The organism is Sphingopyxis jiangsuensis, from assembly GCF_016734905.1.
GTDB lineage: Bacteria > Pseudomonadota > Alphaproteobacteria > Sphingomonadales > Sphingomonadaceae > Sphingopyxis > Sphingopyxis jiangsuensis.
In genome coordinates this window covers 664,641-685,546 of sequence record NZ_JAERPO010000001.1, presented here as the reverse complement: position 1 = coordinate 685,546, position 20,906 = coordinate 664,641, and the positions used below count along the sequence as shown (strand labels likewise).

Below are 20,906 nucleotides of genomic sequence, written 5' to 3'. Positions count from 1 at the left end.
TCGCAATGACGCGACCGGTTTGAGGACGTAGCGGAATGATTGCCGAACTCGGCCTCGCCCTCTTGTGGATCGCTGCGGCGCTTGCCTGCCTGTCGCTGATCGCGGGCGCGCTGTTCCTGCGCGCGGGGCCGAAAGACCTTGCGTCGCTGGTGCGCCCGGCGAGCGTGGCGCAGGGCGTGCTCACCGCGGTTGCATTTGCGTTGTTGATAGCATTGTTCGTGCGCTCCGACATGTCGGTCGAGCTTGTCGCGCGCAACAGCAACAGCCTGAAGCCGATGATCTTCAAGGTCGCCGGCGCATGGGGCAATCACGAAGGGTCGATGCTGTTGTGGCTGACGATCCTCGGCCTGTCGGGCGCGCTCGTCGCGTTGTTCGAGAAGCGGCTGCGCGAGGATACGCTGATCGCCACGCTCACCGCGCAGGCGGCGCTCAGCCTGGGGTTTTTCGCCTTCCTGCTCTTCTCGTCGAACCCGTTCAACCGGTTGCCGGTCGCGCCGCCCGACGGGCAAGGGCTCAACCCGCTGCTCCAGGACATCGGGCTCGCCTTCCACCCGCCGACGCTCTACGTCGGCTATGTCGGCCTGTCGGTTGCGTTCAGCTTTGCGGTCGGCGCGCTGGTGACGCGCGAGATCGGCCCCGCCTTTGCGCGCGCGATGCGGCCGTGGGTGCTGGGGAGCTGGATATTCCTGACGCTCGGTATCACCGCGGGCAGCTATTGGGCCTATTATGAGCTCGGCTGGGGCGGCTGGTGGTTCTGGGACCCGGTCGAGAATGTCTCGCTGATCCCGTGGCTCGCGGGCGCCGCCTTGCTCCATTCGGTCGCGGTGACGGCGACGCGCAACGCGCTGCGCGCCTGGACGGTGATGCTCGCGGTGATCGGCTTTTCGATGTCGATGGTCGGGACCTTCATCGTGCGGTCGGGCCTGTTGACCAGCGTCCACAGCTTTGCGGTCGATCCCGAGCGCGGGACTTTCCTGCTCGTGCTGATGGCGCTTTACATCGGCGGCGCGCTGACCCTGTTTGCGATCCGCGCGGGAACGGTGGCCGAGGGGAAGAAGTTCGCGCTGGTCAGCCGCGAAGGCTCGCTTGTCATCAACAACCTGCTGCTGACGACGATCCTCGCGCTTGTGCTGCTCGGCACGCTCTATCCGATCGTTGCCGAGGCGATGGGGGAGAAGATTTCGGTCGGGCCGCCTTATTACAACCGCGTCGCGGGGCCGCTTGCGCTGATCCTTTGCCTTGTCATGGTCGCCGGGCCGTTGCTCGCGTGGCGCAAGGATGACGGCCGGAAGCTCTGGTCGCGCCTGCCGCCCGCGATCTTCGCGGGTGCGGCGGTGCTGTTCGCACTCGTTCTGTTTGGCGGCAAGATCGGCATCCTGCCGCTGCTGGGGATGTCCGTTGCGGGCGTCGTGGCGGTCGCGAGCTTGGCGCCGCTGTGGAACCGCAATCTGCGCCGTACCCCGCTGCCGACGTGGGGGATGGTCCTTGCCCACTTTGGCGTGGCGGTGGCGCTTGCCGGGATGGCGGCCGAGAGCGCGTTCATCAAGGAACGACTGGTCGCCGCGGCGCCGGGCGAAACGGTGCGCGTCGCCGATTTTGCCGTGCGCTTCGACGGGGTGAGGCCGGTCGCGGGGCCCAATTACACAGCGCTCGAAGGGTCGCTGACCGCGACGACGCCGGGCGGCGCGTCGTTCGTGCTCAAGCCCGAATCGCGGATGTTCCCGGGGCTGATGGGCACTGCGCCGACCGAAACCAATGAAGCCGCGCTGCTGACGCGGCCGGGCGGTCAGCTTTATGCGGTTCTCGGCCAGCCGGTTCCGGGGACGAACGGTACGCCCGACCGCTATCAGCTGCGGCTGTGGTGGAAGCCGCTCGTATGGTGGATATGGCTCGGCGGCGGGCTGATCGCGCTCGGTGCCGCGCTCGCGCTGATCGGGCGCGCACAATTGCTGGCGATCTGGCGCGTCCGGCGCGCGCGCAAGGCAGAGGAGCGTTTCGCGCCATGAAGAACCGCTGGGTCCTTTTCGTGCCGCTGGCGATCATGGGGCTGCTGTTCGGCGCCTTCATATATCGGCTGACGGTTCCTGCCGAAACGCTGATCCAGTCGCAATGGATCGACAAGCCGATGCCGCTGTTCGACCTGCCGCCCGCGACCGAAGGCGTCGAGGGGCTGAAAAGCAGCGACCTCGCCGACGGGCGGCCGCGCCTCGTCAATGTCTTTGCAAGCTGGTGCATCCCGTGCCGCGCCGAGGCGCCGCAGCTCGAAGCGCTGAAACAGGCGGGCGTCCCGATTGACGGCATCGCGATCCGCGACCGGCCCGAGGATGTCGCTCAATTCCTGCGCGAATATGGCAACCCCTTCGACCGTATCGGCTCGGATATGCAAAGCAGCGTCCAGATCGCGCTCGGATCGTCGGGCGTTCCCGAAACCTTTCTCGTCGATGGCAAGGGTATCATTCGCGAGCAGATCCAGGGCGTGATCCTCGCCGATCAGGTGCCGGAGATTGTCGCCAAGCTGGAGGCGATGGAATGAGGTTGCGGCTAGCCCTTGCGCTGCTCCTCTGCGCGGCGGCGGCACCCGCGGCAGCGCAAGACCGGCTGCCGTCGGCGCCCTATGCCTATCAGCAGCTTCAGGACCCTGCGAAGGAAGCGCAGGCGAAGGCGCTGATGGAAACGCTGCGCTGCCTGGTCTGTCAGGGTCAGTCGATCGCCGACAGCGACGCGCCGCTCGCGGGTGACATGCGGCACGAGGTGCGGAGCAAGCTTGCCGCTGGCGAAAGCCCCGACGCAATCCGCGAATGGCTCGTCGCGCGCTATGGCAATTGGGTGAGTTATGACCCGCCGTTCGATGGCGCGACCGCGTTGTTGTGGCTCGGACCACTTGCCTTCCTTGCAATCGGAGGCTGGCTTGCTTTTGGGCGGCTGCGCGGCGCCAAGGACGAGGAAGAGGGCGGGGCGACATGACCTGGCTCTGGGTCCTTCTCGCCGCGGCGCTGACCATCGGCGCTTTCGTCTGGCCCGGCCGGTTGCCCGCAACGACGCGTCCACTCGCCGCAGCGGCGGTGATGCTGGGCCTTGCCGGCTATGCCTTGCAGGGGAATCCCTCGTTACCCGGAAAGCCGGTGGCGGGATTCGACGAGCCCGAGGGCTTTGGCGAGGCGATCAAGGACCAGCGGCAGGGGATGGCCGACCGCTTCGGTCCGGCGGCGCAATGGCTCGGCATGTCCGATGGCTTCGCGCGCACGGGCAAGACTGCGCTCGCGGCGCAGACGCTGCAAAAGGGGCTGGAGCAGCACCCCGACAATGTCGACCTTTGGGTCGGGCTCGGCAATGCGCTCGTCGCGCATGGCGGCGGGGTGATGTCGCCCGCGTCGGCGCTGGCGTTCGACGAGGCAGCAAAGCGCGATCCGAACCATCCGGCGCCACCCTTTTTCGCGGGGCTGGCGCTGGCGCAGAGCGGCGACCTCAAAGGCGCCGAGGCGGTGTGGAGCGAATTGCTGGCGCGCAGCCCCGATGGCGCGCCGTGGCGTCCCGACCTCGAAGCGCGGCTTGCCCAGCTGCGGCAGGCGCTCGGACCCGCACTGCCGCCCGAAAGCGCGACGCAGCGCTGATATGCGTCCCAATTTGGAACCTGTTTTCTCGCCGCGCACTCGTCTAAGGGGCGCGGCATGACTTCTGAGTCGCAATTGGCGGCCGAGGGCGCAGACGCGCCCGCGTCTCCCGCCGCCGCTTCCGGCCATCACGGCCACGGACATCATGGCGATGGCAGGCTGAAGCTGGCCGTCGGCGCTGTCGGCGTCGTGTTCGGCGACATCGGCACCAGCCCGCTTTACGCGTTTCGCGAAACTTTTGCGGGGCATCACTCGATCGATCCCGACCGGCTGCACATCTATGGCGTGCTCAGCCTTGTCTTCTGGTCGATGATGCTCGTCGTCACCTTCAAATATGTGATGACGATCATGCGCGCCGACAACAAGGGTGAAGGGGGCAGTCTTGCCCTGCTCGCGCTGATCAGTCGCTCGTCGGAAGGCAAGCGCTGGACATGGCCGATCATCCTGCTCGGCGTGTTCGCGACCGCGCTCTTTTACGGCGACAGCATGATCACCCCGGCGATGTCGGTGCTGTCGGCAACCGAGGGGCTGAGCTACATCAATCAGGGGTTCGAGCCCTATATCGTGCCGATTGCGCTCGCGATCCTGATCGGGCTGTTCGCGATCCAGTCGCGCGGGACGGCGAAGGTCGGCGGATTGTTCGGGCCGATCATGCTCTGTTACTTCCTGATGCTCGCGACGCTTGGGATCATGCATATTTTCGAGCATCCGCAGATCATCCTCCACACGCTGAATCCGGTCAATGCGCTGCGCTTTTTCTATGTTGACGGCTTCACCGCATTCATTGCGCTCGGCGCGGTGGTGCTTGCGGTGACGGGTGCCGAGGCGCTTTATGCCGACATGGGCCATTTCGGACGCGGGCCGATAGGGATCAGCTGGCTGTTCTTCGTGCTCCCCGCGCTGATGCTCAACTATATGGGACAGGGCGCGATGGTGTTGAGCGCCGAGGCGGGGGCACGGCTTGGATTGATCCAGGACCCCTTTTTCCTGATGATGCCCGACGCGTGGCGCATACCCGTCGTCATCCTTGCGCTGCTCGCGACGATCATCGCGAGCCAAGCGGTGATTTCGGGCGCCTTCTCGCTCACCCAGCAGGCGATCCAACTCGGCTTCATGCCGCGCCTGCGCGTCGAGCATACGAGCGCCGCGACGGCCGGGCAGATATATATTCCAGTCGTCAACTGGGGGCTGATGGTGATGGTCATCATCCTCGTCCTCTTCTTCGGATCGTCGAGCAACCTCGCGGCCGCCTATGGCATCGCGGTGACGGGGGCGATGTTCATCGACACCTGCCTGATGAGCGTTGTGCTGTTCGCGCTGTGGAAATGGCCGGCGTGGAAGGCGCTGCCGGTGCTAGCCGTCTTCTTCATCGTCGACATCGCCTATTTCGGTGCGAATCTGATCAAGGTTCCGGACGGCGGCTGGGTGCCGCTCGCCATTGGCCTGACGATCTTTACCTTGCTGACCACCTGGTCGCGCGGGCGCAAGCTGATGCAGCAGGAAATGGCCGAAGGCGCAATGCCGATCCCGATCTTCGTGAAATCGGCGGCGAACAGCGCGACGCGCGTTCCGGGTACCGCGGTGTTCATGACATCGAGTTCGGACGGGGTGCCGCACGCGCTGCTCCACAATCTGAAGCACAACAAGGTGCTGCACCAGCGCGTCATCCTGCTGACCATCAAGATCGCCGACGTGCCGTTTGTCAGCGCAGAGAAACTCTGTTCTCTCGACGATCTGGGGCAGGGTTTCCACCGCCTGATCCTGAATTATGGTTTCATGCAGCCTGTCGATGTCCCGGCAGCACTGGACCGCGTCACAAGCTGTGGCGGCGAGTTCAAGATGATCGAGACCAGCTTTTTCCTGTCGCGTCAGACGCTGATCGCCGCGAAAACGCCGGGAATGCCGATCTGGCGCGAAAAATTGTTCGCGTGGATGCTTCGGAACTCGGAAAGCGCGATGGAATATTTCCGTTTGCCGACCAACCGCGTGGTCGAACTGGGAAGCCAGGTCGCAATCTGACGAACCGGCGCTGTCATGGCCGGGATGCAATAAGCATTTGAACATCGGCGCAAGTCTTGCGATGCAGGGGTCGTCAAGCAAAGGTCGGCAAGCAGATGAACGTCGGCGACAGCGATAAGAATATTTTGCCGGTTGTCCCGGAACCCTTCGCCCTGATTATCGGTCCGAGGCTGCACGGCGCCGACGCCGGCCACATCGAAACGGCGATGCGCCACATGGGGCTGCAGCCCGAAACGCTTCAATCGGTCCCAGCGAATTTGACCGATGAAATCCGACTACCCTGTTACCGGATTCGCTTTGGATCGGTGACGGTCCTCGCCGGACCTGCGGCGGACGGCGCAGTGACAGAGGCGGACCCTGCCGACCCGGCGACCAGCCTGCTGGCAGCGAGCCTGCCTGCCAATTGGAACAAAACAGACAAATGCTGGCGCTTCGTTCCCGAGATGACTGGCGCGGCGTCGTTGCCGCAACGCGACTATCTCAAGCTGGTCGTGCTGGCGGTTGACCTGTTCGACGCGAGCCATTTCTTTTGGCCCCCCGCACGTCTTTGGTCCGACGCATCGCAGTTGCGCAGTGCCGTTGCCGAGATGATGGCGAGCAGCATGCCGCCGGTACTTCATCTCGTCGCTTTTCGCCGCAGTGAGATTGACGGTGCCGACGTCGTTTCGACGCGCGGTCTGGCTCTGTTTTCGGATCAGGAATTACGGGCACATCTGCCTTCCGGCTGGACAATCGCCGACGGCGTAAAGCGATTGGCCCGCATCGCCATCGATGTCATTCTTCATGGGGCGATCGACGGTCCGCAGCGGATTCGGGGTATGACGGCGGGGGAGTCGATCAGGCTTGTTCTGCATCCTGCCCGCGCCGCCAATTCCCCGACGATCGTTGCAGTCGAATTTATCGATCACCGCTGATGGCGGCGCGCTGGCACTGCGCACCGCCAGCTCGAGCGGGGTTTCAGCGCCACCATCTGATTCCGGTTGCAATCCTGCGGCGAAGCCAAATGGCGACGATGTTCGACCATTTGCGACGTGAGGGCTTTGCATTGCAGCAATTTGATCGCAACGGCGTCATGCTCCCCGCCCGGGAAGAAATGGCGCTGCGCTCAGGGCACGCGCTGCACCGCGGACCGCATCGGGGATATACCGACGTGATCGCGGCGCGCGTTGAACAGGTCCGCGCTACGTTCGAGCGGCAGGCACACAGCGATTATTGCACTGCGCGCCGTACGGCAGTGATGCGCCTGTGCCTGATTCAGAAGACGATGCGGCGAGCGTTGACCGACGGGCATCGCGGCGGATTCTGGCTCAACCGACGCGATCCCATGCGACTCTTTGTCGATCGTCCCTATCTCGATGCCGCGATCGATCGGATGTACGCGCTCGTCAGCGGATGAATTTGCCTTCGAGCGCGTGATAGGCGTCGCGATACTCCTCGGTCAGCCGCGCGACGAAATCGGCGACCGGGCCGACCGAGCGCACCGCGCCGATACCCTGGCCCGATCCCCAAATGTCCTTCCAGGCCTTTACCTTGGTATTGCCGCCAGAACCGAAATTCATCGTCTTGAGGTCGCCTTCGGGCAGCGCGTCGGGATCGAGTCCGGCCGCCGAAATCGAACCGCGCAGATAATTGCCGTGAACGCCGGTGAAAAGATTCGAATAGACGATATCGGCGGCGCGGCCCTCGACAATGCCTTGCTTGTAATCGTCGCTGGCGTTTGCTTCCTCGCACGCGATGAAGGCACTGCCGATATAGGCAAGATCGGCCCCGCACGCCTGCGCTGCCAGCACCGAACGACCGTGGCCGATGGCGCCCGACAATGCAATCGGGCCGTCGAACCATTCGCGGATTTCCTGCACGAGCGCAAAGGGCGACTGGACGCCGGCATGACCGCCCGCGCCAGCCGCGACCGGGATCAGGCCATCGGCACCCTTTTCGACTGCCTTGCGCGCAAAGCGGTCGTTGATGATGTCGTGCATCGTGATGCCGCCCCAACTATGGACTGCCTGATTGAGTTCCTCGCGCGCGCCAAGCGAGGTGATGGTGATCGGCACCTTCCATTTGGCGCAGGTCGCAATGTCGGCCTCGAGCCGGTCGTTCGAGCGATGGACAATCTGGTTGACGGCATAGGGTGCGGCGGGGCGGTCGGGATTGTCGCGGTCCCACGCCGCCAGCTCCTCGGTGATCCGGTGGAGCCATTCGTCGAGCATCGACTGCGGGCGCGCGTTGAGCGCGGGGAAGCTCCCGACGATCCCGGCCTTGCATTGTGCGATGACGAGTTCGGGGCCGGAGACGATGAACAGGGGCGACCCGATGACGGGCAGGCGAAGGCGGTCGAAAATCGGGGGAAGGGCCATGAATCACTCTCTCCGGTTGCGCTTTGAAACTTACCTTAACGTCAACGGAAGGCAGCGCAAGTGGGTGAGAGTGACAGGGCGCGGAATGGAAGCGGGACAGGGACGGCTGGCCACCGTCTCTGCCTTTGTAACCGTCAGGGTCGGACATCCGCGCGGGGGCGCACCGATCGGACCGCAGCGTAACCGAGTGCAATCATAGCGAGAAGCAGAAGGGCCTGTGCGGCAGCGAAGGGCGGCTCGCTTCCTGTCGGGGCGAGCGCGTTGAGCGCCGGGACCTTCAGGAAGGATTGCACGACGAGCACGAACAGGTTGAGCCACAGCGCGACCGTTGCCGTCACAGCAAAGACGCTCCCGGCGGCCCCCGTAAGTCTGCGACCGTACCAGGCCCAGAAAGCTGCGACGAGGATCAGCGTCGACACGATCCCGACCCCGAGGGCCGGCGTGAAGGCGACGATCGGAAAGAGGAAGCCGGTGAGCGTGGTGAGCAAAGTCGTCCAGAGGAAGATGCCCATCGTGCGCGGCATGAGGCGTCCGCGGGCGAAGGCGAGCAGGGCGATCAGGCCGCTGCCGATGCCGACGAAGCTGATCGCGACGTGGAGCGCGGTGAACTGCGGAATGGTGAGTCCGAGGATCATGGCAGATCTCCTTTCGTTCGCTCAGCGATAGCGTGCCGCGGGCTGGGACCGCGACAGGTTGGGACGGAGCGCGGCGCGCGCGGCGATATAGGCGTCATAGTCGGCTTGATCCGGAAGCGCCGGGATCGTCACGGTTTCGCCGATGTCAAACCCCTTGAGCGCGGCATCGACCATGTCGTCGACGTCCATCACCATCTCTGCCGGGATGTTTGCGAGTTGTGCCTCGTCCCAGATCGGTGTGCGTGTGATGCCGGGGAGCACCGCCTGCACGCGGACGCCCTTTGCGCCCAGTTCGACGTTCAGCGCTTCGGAAAAGGCGAGCACGAATGCCTTGCTGGCGGGATAGGCCGCAGTGAAGCCATCGGGCAGCAGCGCGGTGACCGAGGTGATGTTGATGATTGCCCCCGATCCTGCGGTGGCAAGGCGCGGCGCGATCGCGGCGGAAAGCCGGGTGACGGCAAGAATGTTGAGGTTGACCAGCGCGGTCAGATGCGCGGGGTCGGCCTCGACAAATGCTGTTTCGCCCGCAATCCCCGCATTGTTGACAAGGCCCGTGATCGCGGTGTCGCTGCGCAGGCGGTTTTCTATGCGGGCGAGATCGGCGGCGTCGGCGAGGTCGGCGGCAATGATGTCCACCGCAACGCCGGTTTCGGCGCGCAGCCGGGCGGCGAGGGTTTCGAGCTTGTCGGCGCGGCGCGCGACGAGGATCAGATTGACGCCGCGCTTGGCCAGCCGGTCGGCATAGACCGCGCCGATGCCGTCCGATGCGCCGGTGATGAGATAGGTGTCCTGAGTCATGTCTTCACTCCCTTGTCCGGGGCGAAGGGCGCGGTGCCGGCCGGCACCGCGCCCTGCCTTGTATCATCCGTTGATGAAATCGAGAAGATCGGCGTTGAACCGGTCCTGATGGGTCACCGTCAGGCCGTGGTCGGCGCCTTCATAGACCTTCAGCACCGCATGCTTGACGATCTTGACCGTCGAATGGGCCGAGGCGTCGATCGGAACGATCTGGTCGTCGTCGCCGTGGAGGACGAGAGTCGGCTTGTCGAACTTCTTGAGGTCGTCGTTGAAGTCGCTTTCCGAAAAGGCGCGGATGCTGTCGAGTTCGCCCTTCAGGCCGCCCATCAGTCCCTGGCGCACGAAATCGTCGCGCACCGCTTCGGAAACGACCGCGCCGTCGCGGTTATAGCCGTAGAAGGGAATGGTCAGATCCTTGAAGAATTGCGCCCGATTGTCGAACGTGCCCTTGCGGATGCCGTCGAACACGTCGATCGGCAGCCCGCCCGGATTGGCTTCGGTCTTGAGCATCAGGGGCGGAACTGCGCCGATCAGCGCAACCTTGGCGACGCGGGCAGTACCGTGGCGACCGATATAGCGGGTGACTTCGCCGCCGCCGGTCGAGTGGCCGACGAGGATGACGTCGTTGAGGTTGAGCTGTTCGATCAGTTCGGCGAGATCGTCGGCATATTGGTCCATGGTGTTATTGTCCCAGACCTGGTCCGAACGGCCGTGGCTGCGGCGGTCGTGGGCAATCGTGCGGAAGCCTTTGCCAGCAAAGAACACCATCTGCGCATCCCATGCGTCGGCGGTCAACGGCCAGCCGTGTGAGAAGACGATGGGCTGGCCGTCCTTCGGACCCCAGTCCTTGAAGAAGATGTTCGTGCCGTCCTTGGTTTTGATCGTGGTCATGATGCTTTCCTTTCGGGTGTCGGGCGGTCCTGTCCGCCGGTGTTTTCGGATTTAAGTGCTTGCCCCCTTGAAAGGGATTGGCGGAAACGACATTATGCGGGCTGATTACGACAAGGAGTCGACTCATGCCGAAACAGCCGGGCGAAACCAGTGTGCCGCTGATCGAGGTCGGGGTGATGACCTATCCCGATTGTCAGATGGGGATGGTTCACGGGATCACCGACTTGTTCGACATTGCGGGACGCTTTGCAGTCAAGCACGACCGCCCGCCGATCCGCGTCACCCATTGGCGGGTCGAGGAAGGCGGCGGGATGGCGCCGTCATATGACAGCCACCCGGACGAGCCCGAATGCCATCGGCCTGCGGTGCTGATCGTGCCCGGGAGCCTGCACCGCCTGCTCGATCCCGAAGAGGCGGAGCCCTATGCCCGCTGGCTGCTCGACCGGCATGCGCAGGGCGCGGTGCTCGCGTCGAATTGCGCGGGGTCGTTTGCTCTCGCGGCGACGGGATTGCTGGGCGGGCGGCCGGCGACGACGCACTGGTTTTTTGCCGACGCATTTCGCGAGCGTTTCCCCGATGTACGGTTGGAGATCGACCGGATGGTGATCGACGATGGCGACATCATCACCGCGGGCGGGTTGATGGCGTGGACCGACCTGGGGCTGCGGATCGTCGAGCGGCTGCTGGGTCCGACGGTGATGATGGAGACGGCGCGCTTCCTGCTGATCGACCCCGCGGGGCGCGAGCAGAAAAATTATGCGAGCTTTGCGCCCAAACTGAGCCATGGCGACGAAGCGGTGCTGAAGGTACAGCACTGGCTACAGGCCAAGGGGCCGGGACCGGTTGCAGTTCCCGCGATGGCCGCCGAGGCGGGGCTGGAAGAACGGACGTTCCAGCGGCGGTTCAAGGCGGCAACGAGGATGACCCCGGTCGAATATGTCCAGCACCTGCGCGTCGGCAAGGCGCGCGAGTTGCTGGAATTCACGCGCCGCACCGTCGACCAGATCGCGTGGACCGTCGGTTACGAGGATGCCGCGGCGTTCCGCAAGCTGTTCCACCGCATTACCGGGCTGACGCCCCACGAATATCGCCAACGCTTCGCGGTACCCGCGGCCGCCTAGGCCGGCTGCGTTGTGGCTTCAATTCCCGTCCAGACGGCCGCGATGTCGATGTTCGACAGACCGAAGCGCTCGCGCAGCACCGTATCGAGTTCAGCGGCGGTGGCGATTTCGCGCTGCGTCTCGCCGCTCGCGTCGCGGCACGTCAGGCTGCGTCCGACCAGCGAGTCGAGGCCGTGCGGCGTGTAGCGCTGGACGACGAGATTCTGGCGGAAGGGCGAGGCGGGGTCGGTCTGGAGCCAGCGGCAGCTGCCGTCGAGCAAAGACTCGTCGTGGATGTCGGGCGAAAAGTCGAAATAGGGCGGCAGCACGCCCGGCCGGTTGTGAAAACGCCACCAGCCGCCCGCAATGGGTTCGAGCGCATAGTCGGAGCCGCGCTGCGTGGTGCGGCCCGCGGCGAAGGGGATCGGCTCGACAAGGCCCGAGCCGAGGCCGACGTCAGCGATATAATCGCGGTCGAGATGGACGATCATCATCAGATGATTGCCGAGCGACACCTCACCCAGTTCGTCGCGCATCACCGCGGCGGCAAGGCGCGTCAGCCGAAAGCCGATCGCCTCGAGCATCGCGGCGAGCAGCCCGTTCATTTCGTAGCACCAGCCGCCGCGCCCCTGTTCGACAATCTTGACAAAGGCCGCCGCGGGGTCGCGCCCCGTTGCGCGCCCGACAAAGGCGTCGATGCAGTTCCACGCAAAGCTTTCGACATGCGCGCGGTGGATCGCGGTGAGCGTGTCGAGGTCGGCGCGCGGAATCCCCGCAAAGCCGATGCGCGCCAGATAGGCGGCAAGCTGCGCGGGGGTCGCGGCAGTGGCGGCGGTCATGCCGCGACGGCCGCCGCAGCAGCGCCGACGCCGAGCTGCGCCTGGATCGCGGCGAGGTCGCACCAGACCTGCTCGCTCTTTACGAGTTCGCCGTCGAATTCGAAGACGTGGAGCATGCGGAAGGTGACGCGGCCACTCTTGCCGTCGCACAGGAAGATGCTGCCGTCGTGGACCTGGCCCTCCCACAGCACCTCGTCGACGACGAAGTCGGGGCCGTAGAGGCGGCGGACCGGCGTGACCTTTTCGCCGGCGATCGCGGCAAAGAGGCGCGTGTAAAAGGCGCGCACCGCGGCGTGCCCCGAAATCGGACCGGCGGGCGAGGGGATGACGTGATGTGCGGCGTCGGGGGTCATTCCGGCGACGACGGCGTCGATGTTGTCCGTGGCCTCATATTCGAAATGTTCGTTGATCAGCTTGTCGATCTGTTCGGGGGTCATGATGCGAATCTCCTTTGGGGTGGCGCGCCCATTAATGAGACTCGAGTCTCACCACAAGAGAAAAGTCTAATCATCATTTCGCGTCGCGCTTTGCTCTGTCAGCGCGGCCTCGAGCAGCGTCTTGGCCATCCATTGCAGCGTATCGCGCGCGGCGGCGTCATCCAAGCGGCAGATGTCCTTCATCACCAACAGCGGCTCGATGCCGAGGGTGAGCGCGAGCGCCGCCGACAGGCGCTGCGCGGTGTCGGGGGCGAGCGTGCCGCGCGCCGGGGCGAGCGTCGCGGCGATCCAGCGCATGCGGCGCCCCTGCCGCACGTCGGGGGCGAGCGTGCCGCGCTCGCGCGCCGCGAACCAGGCGTCGAGATAGGAGCGGAGCGCCATGCGCATTGCCGCCTCTTCCTCCCCCACCAGCGCGTTGAATGCCGCCTGCAGCTCGGCGAAGCGGGCGCGGGCGTTGTCGCCGGTCTGCGCGGCGACGAGCGTCTCGATCGGTTCGACCGGGCCGTGCGCCGCCGCCTCGACGAGGAGCGAGTCCTGCGTCGGGAAATAGCGATAGGCGGTCGCGCGCGACACTTTGGCGGCGGTCGCGGCCTCGCTGACCGTCGGGCGGCAGCCGGTGGCGAGCAGCGCGATCGCGGCGTCGACGATGGCGGTGCGGGTGCGCTGTTTCTGGTTCGCGCGCGGATCGGAGTCGGGGGAGACAGTCATCGCGCCATGATACAAGGGTCTCGCCAAAGCGACAGGCGCGATTTGTCCCGCGGCTGTCCCGAATCGGCGGAGCCCGCGCGGCGGCGCGTCAGGCGGTGGCGGCGGCCTTGTCGCGCAGTTCGGCCTCGCGCGCGGCGTCCGCAACGCGCTTCTCGCGCGTCTGTTCGGTGAGGATCAGCTTGTCGGCCATCGTGCGCCACGCGGCGGCGGCGCGCAGATTGCGCTCACGCACATTGCCGAGCGCGGTTTCCACTGCGTCGCTTTCGCATTTTTCAGCCTGTTTCAGATAGAAATCGCTGGTGGCGGACACGGGGCTTCTCCTTTGGGCGGCCGCGCGGCGAGGCGCGGCCGGGGTGGTGCGATCAGTCGATCATGTCGGCGATCAGGCGGCGCAGTTCGCGACGCGAGAGCGTCGGCGAGCGCCGGTCGCGCGGCGCAGGGCGCGCCGGGACGGCGCGGTGCAGCGCGCTGGCCAATTGGGGGAATGCGTTACTGTAGTTGAACATAAATCCTCTGATATTCATTCTTTTATTGCTATTGGCGCCGTCATCGGCGCTTTGGCTGGCGGCCGCGCGGGCCGCCCCCCCCGGCTCCCGGACCGCGATCGCGATAGACGATGCGTCCCTTGGAGAGGTCATAGGGGGTCATTTCGACCTTCACCGAATCGCCGACGACCGACCGGATGCGGAAACGCCGCATCCGGCCAGCCGTATAGGCAATCAGGCGATGGCCATTTTCCAGCACGACGCCAAAGCGGCCGTCGGGCAGGATCTCGTCGATGACGCCGTCGAAGCTGAGCGCTTCTTCTTTCGCCAAAGATCAGGCCTGGGTCAGATTGACAGCCGAGGTCTTGCCATTGCGGCCGGTTTCCAGCTCGTACGAAATGCGCTGGTCCTTTTCGAGACCAGACATGCCGGCGTTCTGGACGGCGGTGATGTGGACGAACGCGTCGCCCGAGCCATCTTCGTCCGAAATGAAGCCATAGCCCTTGTCGGCGTTGAAGAATTTTACGGTGCCTATCGGCATGGGATGTTCCTTTCACGAAACGATATCCGGCGACAACAGCGTCGACGGAGCTGGTAGCGAGTGAAGGGAAGTATCCGCCGCGAAGGCTTCTAATTTCCGTCGCAGGCAACGGTAGCGCGGCATAAATGGAGGCCTCCTTTCAAAATGTCAAGTTTTTCCGCAAATTCCAGCAAAATGAACGCGATATATCGCCATGTTTGCAGTCAAATATCCGCGCAGCTTGATCTTCGCTTTTTCTGGCCTGGGCCATGAAAATACTGACCGCGGCCACGGCGACTCTTTGCCGGTGCGGCGCAGGTAATTGGCCGCTGGTTTGGGGTACGGCCGTCCGGCGATCAGCCGCCCGCCGCGGCGCGCGGGGCGGCTGCGGCGGCGTCGGCGTCGGCGTCGTGATCGTCGGGGTCGTTCGCGGGGGCGGGGAGGCCGAAGCAGGCGCGGCGTGCCGCCTCTGCCGCATGGCGCAGCGGCGCGGCGTCGGCGGCGCGCGCGGCCTCCCACGCCATTTCCTCGTCGGGGTCGAGCGTGCGTTCGTAACGCGCCTCGCCGAACTCGCCGTCTTCGATCCCGGTGAAGTCGGCGGGGGGCGGGAAATCGGTGCGCCATTCGCCGGTCTCTCCGTCGCGCCACACGCCCATTGCGCCGACCGCCTCTGCGACCGTTGGCTGGGCATTGCAGCGGGAGTCGAGATCGGCGGGGAGGCCGGCGTCGAAATTGGCGGAAATCCGCGCAACTTCACTCGCGATTGCACTTCCCGCCCACAGGGTGGCGAGCGGGTTGGCGCGGTTGTCGCGCCCGGCGAGCCAGACCGCCAGCGCGGCGCCCTGGCCGGGGACGGCGGCGGAAGGGGCGGCGCCGGTGGGGGTTTCGGACGGGGCGTCGGCGCTCTCGCCGGTGGGGGAGGTGTCGGGGGAGGCCGCGGCGGCGCGCGCGGCGTCGAATTGCGCCTGCGCGGCATCGAACAGCGCGAGGAAGCCCGGCCAGTCGCCCGCGATCACCTGCGCCGCCATCGCTTCGCCCGCCCGCGCGCGCACCTCGACCATCTGGTCGAGCCGCGCGAGCATCGCGAGGCCAAGGCGGCTGTCGCGGCGCTGCCGCCGCGCAAAGCTGCGCCCGTCCTCGCGGCTGATCGTCGCGGTCTCCTCATAGCCCCAGATCGCGCGGTCGAGCAGCTCGTCGGCGAGCCGCTCGCGCGCGATCAGCACCGCCGCCGCCCAGCCGAGCCTGAACGCCGCGCCATCCGGCCGGTGGCGAAGCTGGTACGCCGCCGAAGGCGACATCGACACATGCATCGCCGCAGTCCGCACCGAGCCGGTGGCGGCCAGATGCTCCAGAAATTCGCGCTGCAGCGCGGGCGTCCAATGATAGCTGGGGCGGCGGGGGAGGGTGTCTTCGGTGTCGGTCGCGTCCATCGATTCGTCCTTTCGGTGAGTTAAAACCGACAGAATGAACCATATGGGTGAATTGTAGGAAAGGGGGATTTTTGAGATCTTATCTCTTAGATTATCGTACAGGATGGAAGGATGTTCTTTTCGACATAAGCAGTCCCCAAAGGGGATATTGATACAGATTCGTTCTTCCTGTCGTATTCGATGAGTTTAGATTTGTGCATTGGTTTCAGAACTTTAATTTTGAACTGTGTTATATTAGAATATTCTATGGAATCTACGATAAATCTAACATTTTGAGGTCCAATTGATCCATAAATCAGAGCTAGACACTTGTCTTTTGCGCTCATATTTGGGTCCAGAATTCTTACTTTGTCACCAACCTTCCATAGCAGCGGAAAGGTCCGATCTACCAAGCTATTTACGATTTCTGTCGCTTCTTCCGTGCTGACGGTGTGAAAAAGGCGAACGAGCTCCGCCATGATCCACTGCGTGATACTCAGAACTACCGTTGCATCCATGTGGTTCGGATCGACGTCGGCACCCACATGACCGACATTCCGATTGTTTCTCACTTCATACAGCGAGATTAGCATCTTAGGGATTTGGAAGCGCACAGAACGAGGGAACGCGGTTTCGTTTTCGAATGCACGGCATGCATCCACCATATTCCTAGGTTTGGAGGGACGGGAAGGGAACCTATTGTCAACATGCCCTCGCAAAATTGAATACACAATTTCGCAAAGTTTCCCGCCATTCAGTTCGGCGGGCTCCCATCGTCCTTCGCGGTAGTGCCGCACGAGCTTGTTGAATTCATCAACAAGTGGAGTTCTGAGCGCAGCGGGGATTCCGGTTAGCGCTTTGCTAGAATCTAATCCGCTCATTTATTCTTCGTGGGTTTTGAGGGCAGATCATGTTCGACGAAATTTCGTCCATGCGGGGTCGTGCGCAGGTTGCTCATGTCCGACGTGTCGATTGTGTTCTTTCGAAATCCCGTCATCTGGACGCCGACCTTCAGATTTCCGGGCTCTCTCCATCCGGAAGTTTGCTTAAATATCGCTGCTAGGTGCGCGAGCGTGACCGGGCTAACCTTTGCAATTTCTTCAAGCCAATAGACAGCAATAGTAAATTTCTCTTGATTGTTTCTTGGAAGTTTTTTCGCAATGAAGTCATCGAACGATTCTAACCCTTTCGGACGTAAGTTTAAATCTTTCACCGGTGTTATCGTTGCTCCGGCGTTACCGCCGGTCGCCCGCGACTTTCGCTTCTGACGCCCCGAGTTCTCGGATTTAGCGGCTTGGCGCGTCGTTTGAGTCTGCTTAGGCGTCTTAGCTTGCCGAATAGGTGACTCTTCGGCATTTTTCAGATTATCGTCAGTTACGCCAAATGCCAAAACGAGTGCGTCAAACGCGGCCTGTTGAACGCTTTCGGATTTGAAAGCATTAACAGCCGTCGCAATTTCAGGCATGCGCGCCAGAAGAGCGTCGATATCTTGCTCAGCCATATTTCCCCCTCAGCAACGTCGATCGTTAAGTACGGACATGCTGTCTTGTTTTATTGCGTTAGACAAGATCATGCAAAGTATGACCGCAAGCGGGATGATTTGGCTTGGGCCCCCCTCCACCACTCGCTTTGCGAGCGGTCCCCCTCCCCATGCCCTGCGGGCACAGGGAGGATTCTGCGCTGCCATCTCCCCATTGCTGCGCAACAGGGAGGATATTTATGCCCCGTTGGCGGCTGAAAGGATCGCCCGCACGCTTGCCGTCGCGACGTCGGTGTCGAGGCCGCAGCCGAACAGGCTGCGCCCGTCCGCCGTGCGGCATTCGACATAGGCGGCGGCTTGCGCGTCGCTGCCGTGGCCAATCGCGTGTTCGCTGTAATCGACGATGTCCATCAGCGGGCCGCCGCTTTCGCCGAGCGCGGCGATGACGCTGCTCATCAGGCCGTTGCCGCGGCCGCTGACGCTGCGCGTTTGGCCGTCGATGGTGAGCTTGCCGGCGAAGATGCGGTCGGGGCCGCTGTGCGATTCGGACCAGTCGACGAGCTGGAAGCGCTTGGCTTCGCTCGCCAGATAATGCGCCTCGAACGCGTGCCAGATGTCGTCGGCGGCGAGCTCGCGGCTTGTCTGGTCGGCCAGCGCCTGCACCACATGGCTGAAGCTCGCCTGCATCTTCTTCGGTAGTTTCAGCCCCTTGTCCTGTTCGAGCACCCAGGCGACGCCGCCCTTGCCCGACTGGCTGTTGACGCGGATCACCGCTTCGTAATCGCGGCCGAGGTCGGCGGGGTCGATGGGGAGGTAGGGCACCTCCCACTTTTCGTCATTCTGGCGTTCGCGCGCGGCGAAGCCTTTCTTGATCGCGTCCTGGTGGCTGCCCGAAAAGGCGGTGTACACCAGCTCGCCGCCATAGGGGTGGCGCGGGTGGACGGGGATGTTGTTGCAATATTCGACCGTCGCGATGACTTCGTCGATGTCCGAAAAGTCGAGGCCGGGGTCGACGCCCTGCGTGTACATGTTGAGCGCGATGGTGACGAGGCAGGTGTTGCCCGTGCGCTCGCCATTGCCGAACAGGCAGCCCTCGACGCGGTCGGCGCCCGCGAGCAGGCCGAGCTCGGCCGCCGCGACGCCGGTGCCGCGGTCGTTGTGGGTGTGCAAGGATATCAGCGCCGCTTCGCGGTTGGGCAAATGCCTGGCAAAATATTCGATCTGGTCGGCATAGATGTTCGGTGTCGCCGCCTCGACCGTCGCGGGGAGGTTGAGGATGATCGGCTTGTCGGCGGTGGGTTGCAGCACGTCCATCACCGCGGCGCACACCTCGATGCTGAAATCGAGCTCGGCGGTCGAAAAGGTTTCGGGGCTGTATTCGAAACGCCAGTCGGTACCGGGGAGGCGCGCGGCATTGTCGCGCAGCTGCTTCGCGCCGTCGATCGCGATCTGCTTGATCTGCGGCATCTCCATATTGAAGACGACGCGGCGCCACGCGGGGCTGACCGCGTTATAGAGGTGGACGATCGCGGTGCGTGCGCCCTGAAGGCTGTCGAAGCTGGTGCGGATCAGGTCGGCGCGCGCCTGCGTCAGCACCTGCGGCGTCACATCGTCGGGGATGCGGCCCGATCGGACGAGGTTCTGGATATAGTCGAAATCGGTCGCGCCGCTCGCCGGAAAGCCGACCTCTATCTCCTTGAGCCCGCAGCGGACGAGGAGGTCGAAGAAGCGCGTCTTTTTCTCCGCATCCATCGGGTCGATCAGCGCCTGGTTGCCGTCGCGAAGGTCGGTCGAGAGCCAGATCGGCGGCTGGGTGATCGTGCGCGACGGCCACTGGCGGTCGGCCAACGGAACCTGCGGGAAGGGCGAATATTTGACCGAGGGGTCGCGGAGCATCGTCATGGTTCTGGTCGTCTTCTGCTTGGTAAATTGCGGGGGTGTGTGCCGATGACCCTTGGGCGCCGTGGCCCGCCGCTAGTCGCGCAGGCCGAACGTCACGCCCAAGGGCGTGTAAGTCGCAGAAGAAGAAGCTTGGCGCTACGCATGCGCGTCCTAGTGATGCAAAATGTCGCGCTTGGCAAGGGGGGAGTGCGATAATTGCGCGCGTGGCGCGCTCAGCCTGTCACCCACTCGACCCTCGGATCGGTGAAATCGACGACATCGGCAAGCTCGCGGACATTGGGATAGCCATAGCCGACGAGGTTGATGAAGGTCTGGATATTGAGGGCGAGCGCGGCCGCCTTGACGGGGACGGGGCTCTGGTCGTTCGAGAAATTATTGTTGCAATAGATGAGGATCGGCCGGTTCGCGTCGGGGCCGATGACCGCGGCAAGGCTGGCCGCGGTGAAATCGGTGAGCGGCAGGTTGACTGCGCCCTTGATATGGCCGCGCGCAAAGGCGTCCTTCGACCGCGCGTCGAGCAGCAGCGCGCCGGGCCTCGCGGCCTCGGCCTTGAAGGCGTCGAAGGCGAGCAGGCGCTCGGCGCGCTGCGGCGCGACGCTTGCGGTGAGCGCGGCGAAGGCGGGATAGTCGATCTGGGGATTTGCCTGCGCCAGCGCCGAAGGGGCGGCAGCGAGCGCAAGGGCGAGGCAGAATGTGCGGCGCATGAGGGTCCTCCCAGGGATATGGGGAGACGCTAAACCCGCACCGATGGACGGACGATGAACCGAAAATGTCGCCGGACCGCGCCGCGACGCGGCCCGGCGCAGTGCGGGGGAGTCAGGCAGCCTCGCTGTCGGCGTCGTCGGCGTCGTCGGCTTCGTCCCAGGGTTCGAAAATCTCGTCCTCGATCATATTGTCGATGGCGTGGACGCGCACGCCGATGACCCAGTCGTCGAGCGGGCCTTCCCATCCGGCCTCGACCGCGGTCATGACCTCTGCCGCCGGATCGGCGGGACGGTCGCCGACAAGGTCGAAATCCTGGAAGCCGTCGTCGGGCGGGGTGATATAGACATGCGGTTCGAGCCGCACCTGCGTCCAGCCGGCGGTGGGGGCGAGCCCCTCGACCTCGACGACGAGCAGCGGGCTGTCCTCGTCGCCGTCGATCCCGGCGTTCAGTTCGACAATTTCGCGTACCAGTTCGCTCATCGCACTGCGCTCCTGCGAAGGGGCGGAAAAGCGGCCCCGATGCGGGCTGTAGCGCCGCGATGTGACAATATGGGTGCGCCGTATCGCCGGACCCGATCAGGGCGCGCGCTTCGCCTCGAACCACTCGCGCAATGCGAGCGCCGCGCAGCCGGTGAAGCCATAGCTGCCGACCGCCGAGCAGCTGTCGGGGCGCGTCTGCCGCGCGATGCCGTCATAGCCCTCGACGCGCGAGGCCCAGCTGCCGCCGCCCGCGGGGGCGTCGTCCTTCAGCTCCTCGCGCAATTCCTTGGGCACGCGATAGCGTTCGGATTCGGGCTGCTGCGCGCAGACGACGATTTCGTTCGCGGCGCCTTCGGGGCAGGGTTCGTCGCCATAGGTATAGAGGATCGAGGTTTTCTGGGGCGGCGTGCTCGACTGGGCGAGGCTTTCCTCTTCCTGTGCGAGCGCCGGGGTCGCGAGGAGCAGCAAGGGCAGGATGAGGGAGGACAAGTTTTTCATGCGCGCATTCCCGATAACCCATCCCGCACCCG

26 protein-coding genes are annotated in these 20,906 nt (G+C 64.2%); 8 read left to right on the top strand and 18 right to left on the bottom strand.

The features are described from left to right. Positions 1–35 precede the first annotated feature (35 nt). The 7 genes from JI743_RS03420 (at position 36) to JI743_RS03390 (ending at position 7,026) form a co-directional block, all read left to right on the top strand. Complete coding sequence (locus JI743_RS03420; protein WP_201925952.1) at positions 36–2,006, top strand: heme lyase CcmF/NrfE family subunit; 1,971 nt, start codon at positions 36–38, stop codon at positions 2,004–2,006. After that, positions 2,003–2,533: a DsbE family thiol:disulfide interchange protein gene (locus tag JI743_RS03415; RefSeq protein WP_201925950.1), complete on the top strand. Its 531-nt coding sequence runs from the start codon at positions 2,003–2,005 to the stop codon at positions 2,531–2,533. The genes JI743_RS03420 and JI743_RS03415 overlap by 4 nt, the downstream gene beginning before the upstream one ends. Continuing rightward, entirely contained in the window at positions 2,530–2,964 is a 435-nt protein-coding gene (locus tag JI743_RS03410) for a cytochrome c-type biogenesis protein (RefSeq protein ID WP_201925948.1), read from the top strand. Before JI743_RS03415 ends, JI743_RS03410 begins: the two co-directional genes overlap by 4 nt. Then, complete coding sequence (locus JI743_RS03405) at positions 2,961–3,611, top strand: tetratricopeptide repeat protein (RefSeq protein WP_201925946.1); 651 nt, start codon at positions 2,961–2,963, stop codon at positions 3,609–3,611. Before JI743_RS03410 ends, JI743_RS03405 begins: the two co-directional genes overlap by 4 nt. Positions 3,612–3,686: 75 nt before the next feature. Continuing rightward, positions 3,687–5,630 (top strand): potassium transporter Kup, encoded by a 1,944-nt coding sequence (locus tag JI743_RS03400; protein ID WP_390881101.1) that lies wholly within the window; start codon positions 3,687–3,689, stop codon positions 5,628–5,630. 95 nt (positions 5,631–5,725) lie between these two features. Then, complete coding sequence (locus JI743_RS03395; protein WP_201925942.1) at positions 5,726–6,544, top strand: hypothetical protein; 819 nt, start codon at positions 5,726–5,728, stop codon at positions 6,542–6,544. Continuing rightward, on the top strand, positions 6,544–7,026 hold the full coding sequence (locus JI743_RS03390) for an AHH domain-containing protein (RefSeq protein ID WP_201925940.1): 483 nt from the start codon (positions 6,544–6,546) through the stop codon (positions 7,024–7,026). Before JI743_RS03395 ends, JI743_RS03390 begins: the two co-directional genes overlap by 1 nt. On the opposite strand, the gene JI743_RS03385 is transcribed toward JI743_RS03390, so the two are convergent. The 4 genes from JI743_RS03385 to JI743_RS03370 all read right to left on the bottom strand — a co-directional run bounded on the left by JI743_RS03385 (position 7,016) and on the right by JI743_RS03370 (position 10,311). After that, entirely contained in the window at positions 7,016–7,987 is a 972-nt protein-coding gene (locus JI743_RS03385) for an NAD(P)H-dependent flavin oxidoreductase (RefSeq protein ID WP_201925938.1), read from the bottom strand. The two genes, JI743_RS03390 and JI743_RS03385, sit on opposite strands and share 11 nt — an antisense overlap. A gap of 134 nt (positions 7,988–8,121) precedes the next feature. After that, positions 8,122–8,622: a hypothetical protein gene (locus tag JI743_RS03380; RefSeq protein ID WP_201925936.1), complete on the bottom strand. Its 501-nt coding sequence runs from the start codon at positions 8,620–8,622 to the stop codon at positions 8,122–8,124. 21 nt (positions 8,623–8,643) lie between these two features. Next, positions 8,644–9,420, bottom strand: coding sequence for an SDR family NAD(P)-dependent oxidoreductase (locus JI743_RS03375; RefSeq protein ID WP_201925933.1), 777 nt, complete (start codon positions 9,418–9,420; stop codon positions 8,644–8,646). Positions 9,421–9,483: 63 nt separating this feature from the next. Continuing rightward, on the bottom strand, positions 9,484–10,311 hold the full coding sequence (locus JI743_RS03370; protein ID WP_201925931.1) for an alpha/beta fold hydrolase: 828 nt from the start codon (positions 10,309–10,311) through the stop codon (positions 9,484–9,486). Between the two features lie 125 nt (positions 10,312–10,436). On the opposite strand from JI743_RS03370, the gene JI743_RS03365 reads away from it, so the two are divergent. Further along, positions 10,437–11,432, top strand: coding sequence for a GlxA family transcriptional regulator (locus JI743_RS03365; protein ID WP_201925929.1), 996 nt, complete (start codon positions 10,437–10,439; stop codon positions 11,430–11,432). Here the strand turns inward: JI743_RS03365 and JI743_RS03360 are convergent. The 14 genes from JI743_RS03360 to JI743_RS03295 form a co-directional block, all read right to left on the bottom strand. Continuing rightward, positions 11,429–12,250, bottom strand: a complete 822-nt coding sequence (locus JI743_RS03360; RefSeq protein ID WP_201925926.1) for an arylamine N-acetyltransferase family protein — start codon at positions 12,248–12,250, stop codon at positions 11,429–11,431. The two genes, JI743_RS03365 and JI743_RS03360, sit on opposite strands and share 4 nt — an antisense overlap. After that, positions 12,247–12,687: a nuclear transport factor 2 family protein gene (locus JI743_RS03355; RefSeq protein WP_201925924.1), complete on the bottom strand. Its 441-nt coding sequence runs from the start codon at positions 12,685–12,687 to the stop codon at positions 12,247–12,249. Before JI743_RS03355 ends, JI743_RS03360 begins: the two co-directional genes overlap by 4 nt. 66 nt (positions 12,688–12,753) lie before the next feature. Further along, positions 12,754–13,395: a TetR/AcrR family transcriptional regulator gene (locus tag JI743_RS03350; protein WP_201925922.1), complete on the bottom strand. Its 642-nt coding sequence runs from the start codon at positions 13,393–13,395 to the stop codon at positions 12,754–12,756. Positions 13,396–13,483: 88 nt separating this feature from the next. Further along, positions 13,484–13,705, bottom strand: coding sequence for a hypothetical protein (locus tag JI743_RS03345; protein WP_201925920.1), 222 nt, complete (start codon positions 13,703–13,705; stop codon positions 13,484–13,486). Positions 13,706–13,757: 52 nt separating this feature from the next. Further along, on the bottom strand, positions 13,758–13,901 hold the full coding sequence (locus JI743_RS03340) for a hypothetical protein (protein ID WP_201925918.1): 144 nt from the start codon (positions 13,899–13,901) through the stop codon (positions 13,758–13,760). A gap of 40 nt (positions 13,902–13,941) precedes the next feature. Beyond that, positions 13,942–14,211, bottom strand: coding sequence for a translation initiation factor IF-1 (gene infA, locus JI743_RS03335; protein WP_201925916.1), 270 nt, complete (start codon positions 14,209–14,211; stop codon positions 13,942–13,944). Positions 14,212–14,214: 3 nt separating this feature from the next. Then, entirely contained in the window at positions 14,215–14,421 is a 207-nt protein-coding gene (locus JI743_RS03330; RefSeq protein ID WP_201925914.1) for a cold-shock protein, read from the bottom strand. A 335-nt stretch (positions 14,422–14,756) separates the two neighbouring features. Next, positions 14,757–15,830: a hypothetical protein gene (locus JI743_RS03325; protein WP_201925913.1), complete on the bottom strand. Its 1,074-nt coding sequence runs from the start codon at positions 15,828–15,830 to the stop codon at positions 14,757–14,759. A gap of 86 nt (positions 15,831–15,916) precedes the next feature. Next, entirely contained in the window at positions 15,917–16,690 is a 774-nt protein-coding gene (locus tag JI743_RS03320; RefSeq protein WP_201925912.1) for a hypothetical protein, read from the bottom strand. Further along, the gene (locus JI743_RS03315; protein ID WP_201925909.1) at positions 16,687–17,310 is read right to left on the bottom strand and encodes a hypothetical protein; all 624 of its coding nucleotides are present in this window, start codon (positions 17,308–17,310) and stop codon (positions 16,687–16,689) included. The genes JI743_RS03320 and JI743_RS03315 overlap by 4 nt, the downstream gene beginning before the upstream one ends. 216 nt (positions 17,311–17,526) lie before the next feature. Then, on the bottom strand, positions 17,527–19,191 hold the full coding sequence (gene leuA / locus JI743_RS03310) for a 2-isopropylmalate synthase (RefSeq protein ID WP_236659671.1): 1,665 nt from the start codon (positions 19,189–19,191) through the stop codon (positions 17,527–17,529). Between the two features lie 212 nt (positions 19,192–19,403). Further along, the gene (locus tag JI743_RS03305) at positions 19,404–19,895 is read right to left on the bottom strand and encodes a rhodanese-like domain-containing protein (RefSeq protein WP_201925907.1); all 492 of its coding nucleotides are present in this window, start codon (positions 19,893–19,895) and stop codon (positions 19,404–19,406) included. A gap of 112 nt (positions 19,896–20,007) precedes the next feature. After that, positions 20,008–20,376 carry a hypothetical protein gene (locus JI743_RS03300; RefSeq protein WP_201925905.1) on the bottom strand — a complete coding sequence of 123 codons (369 nt, stop codon included), beginning with the start codon at positions 20,374–20,376 and terminating at the stop codon, positions 20,008–20,010. Positions 20,377–20,472: 96 nt separating this feature from the next. After that, a complete protein-coding gene (locus tag JI743_RS03295) occupies positions 20,473–20,874 on the bottom strand; it encodes a hypothetical protein (RefSeq protein ID WP_201925903.1) in 402 nt (133 codons plus the stop codon). Positions 20,875–20,906: the final 32 nt, after the last annotated feature.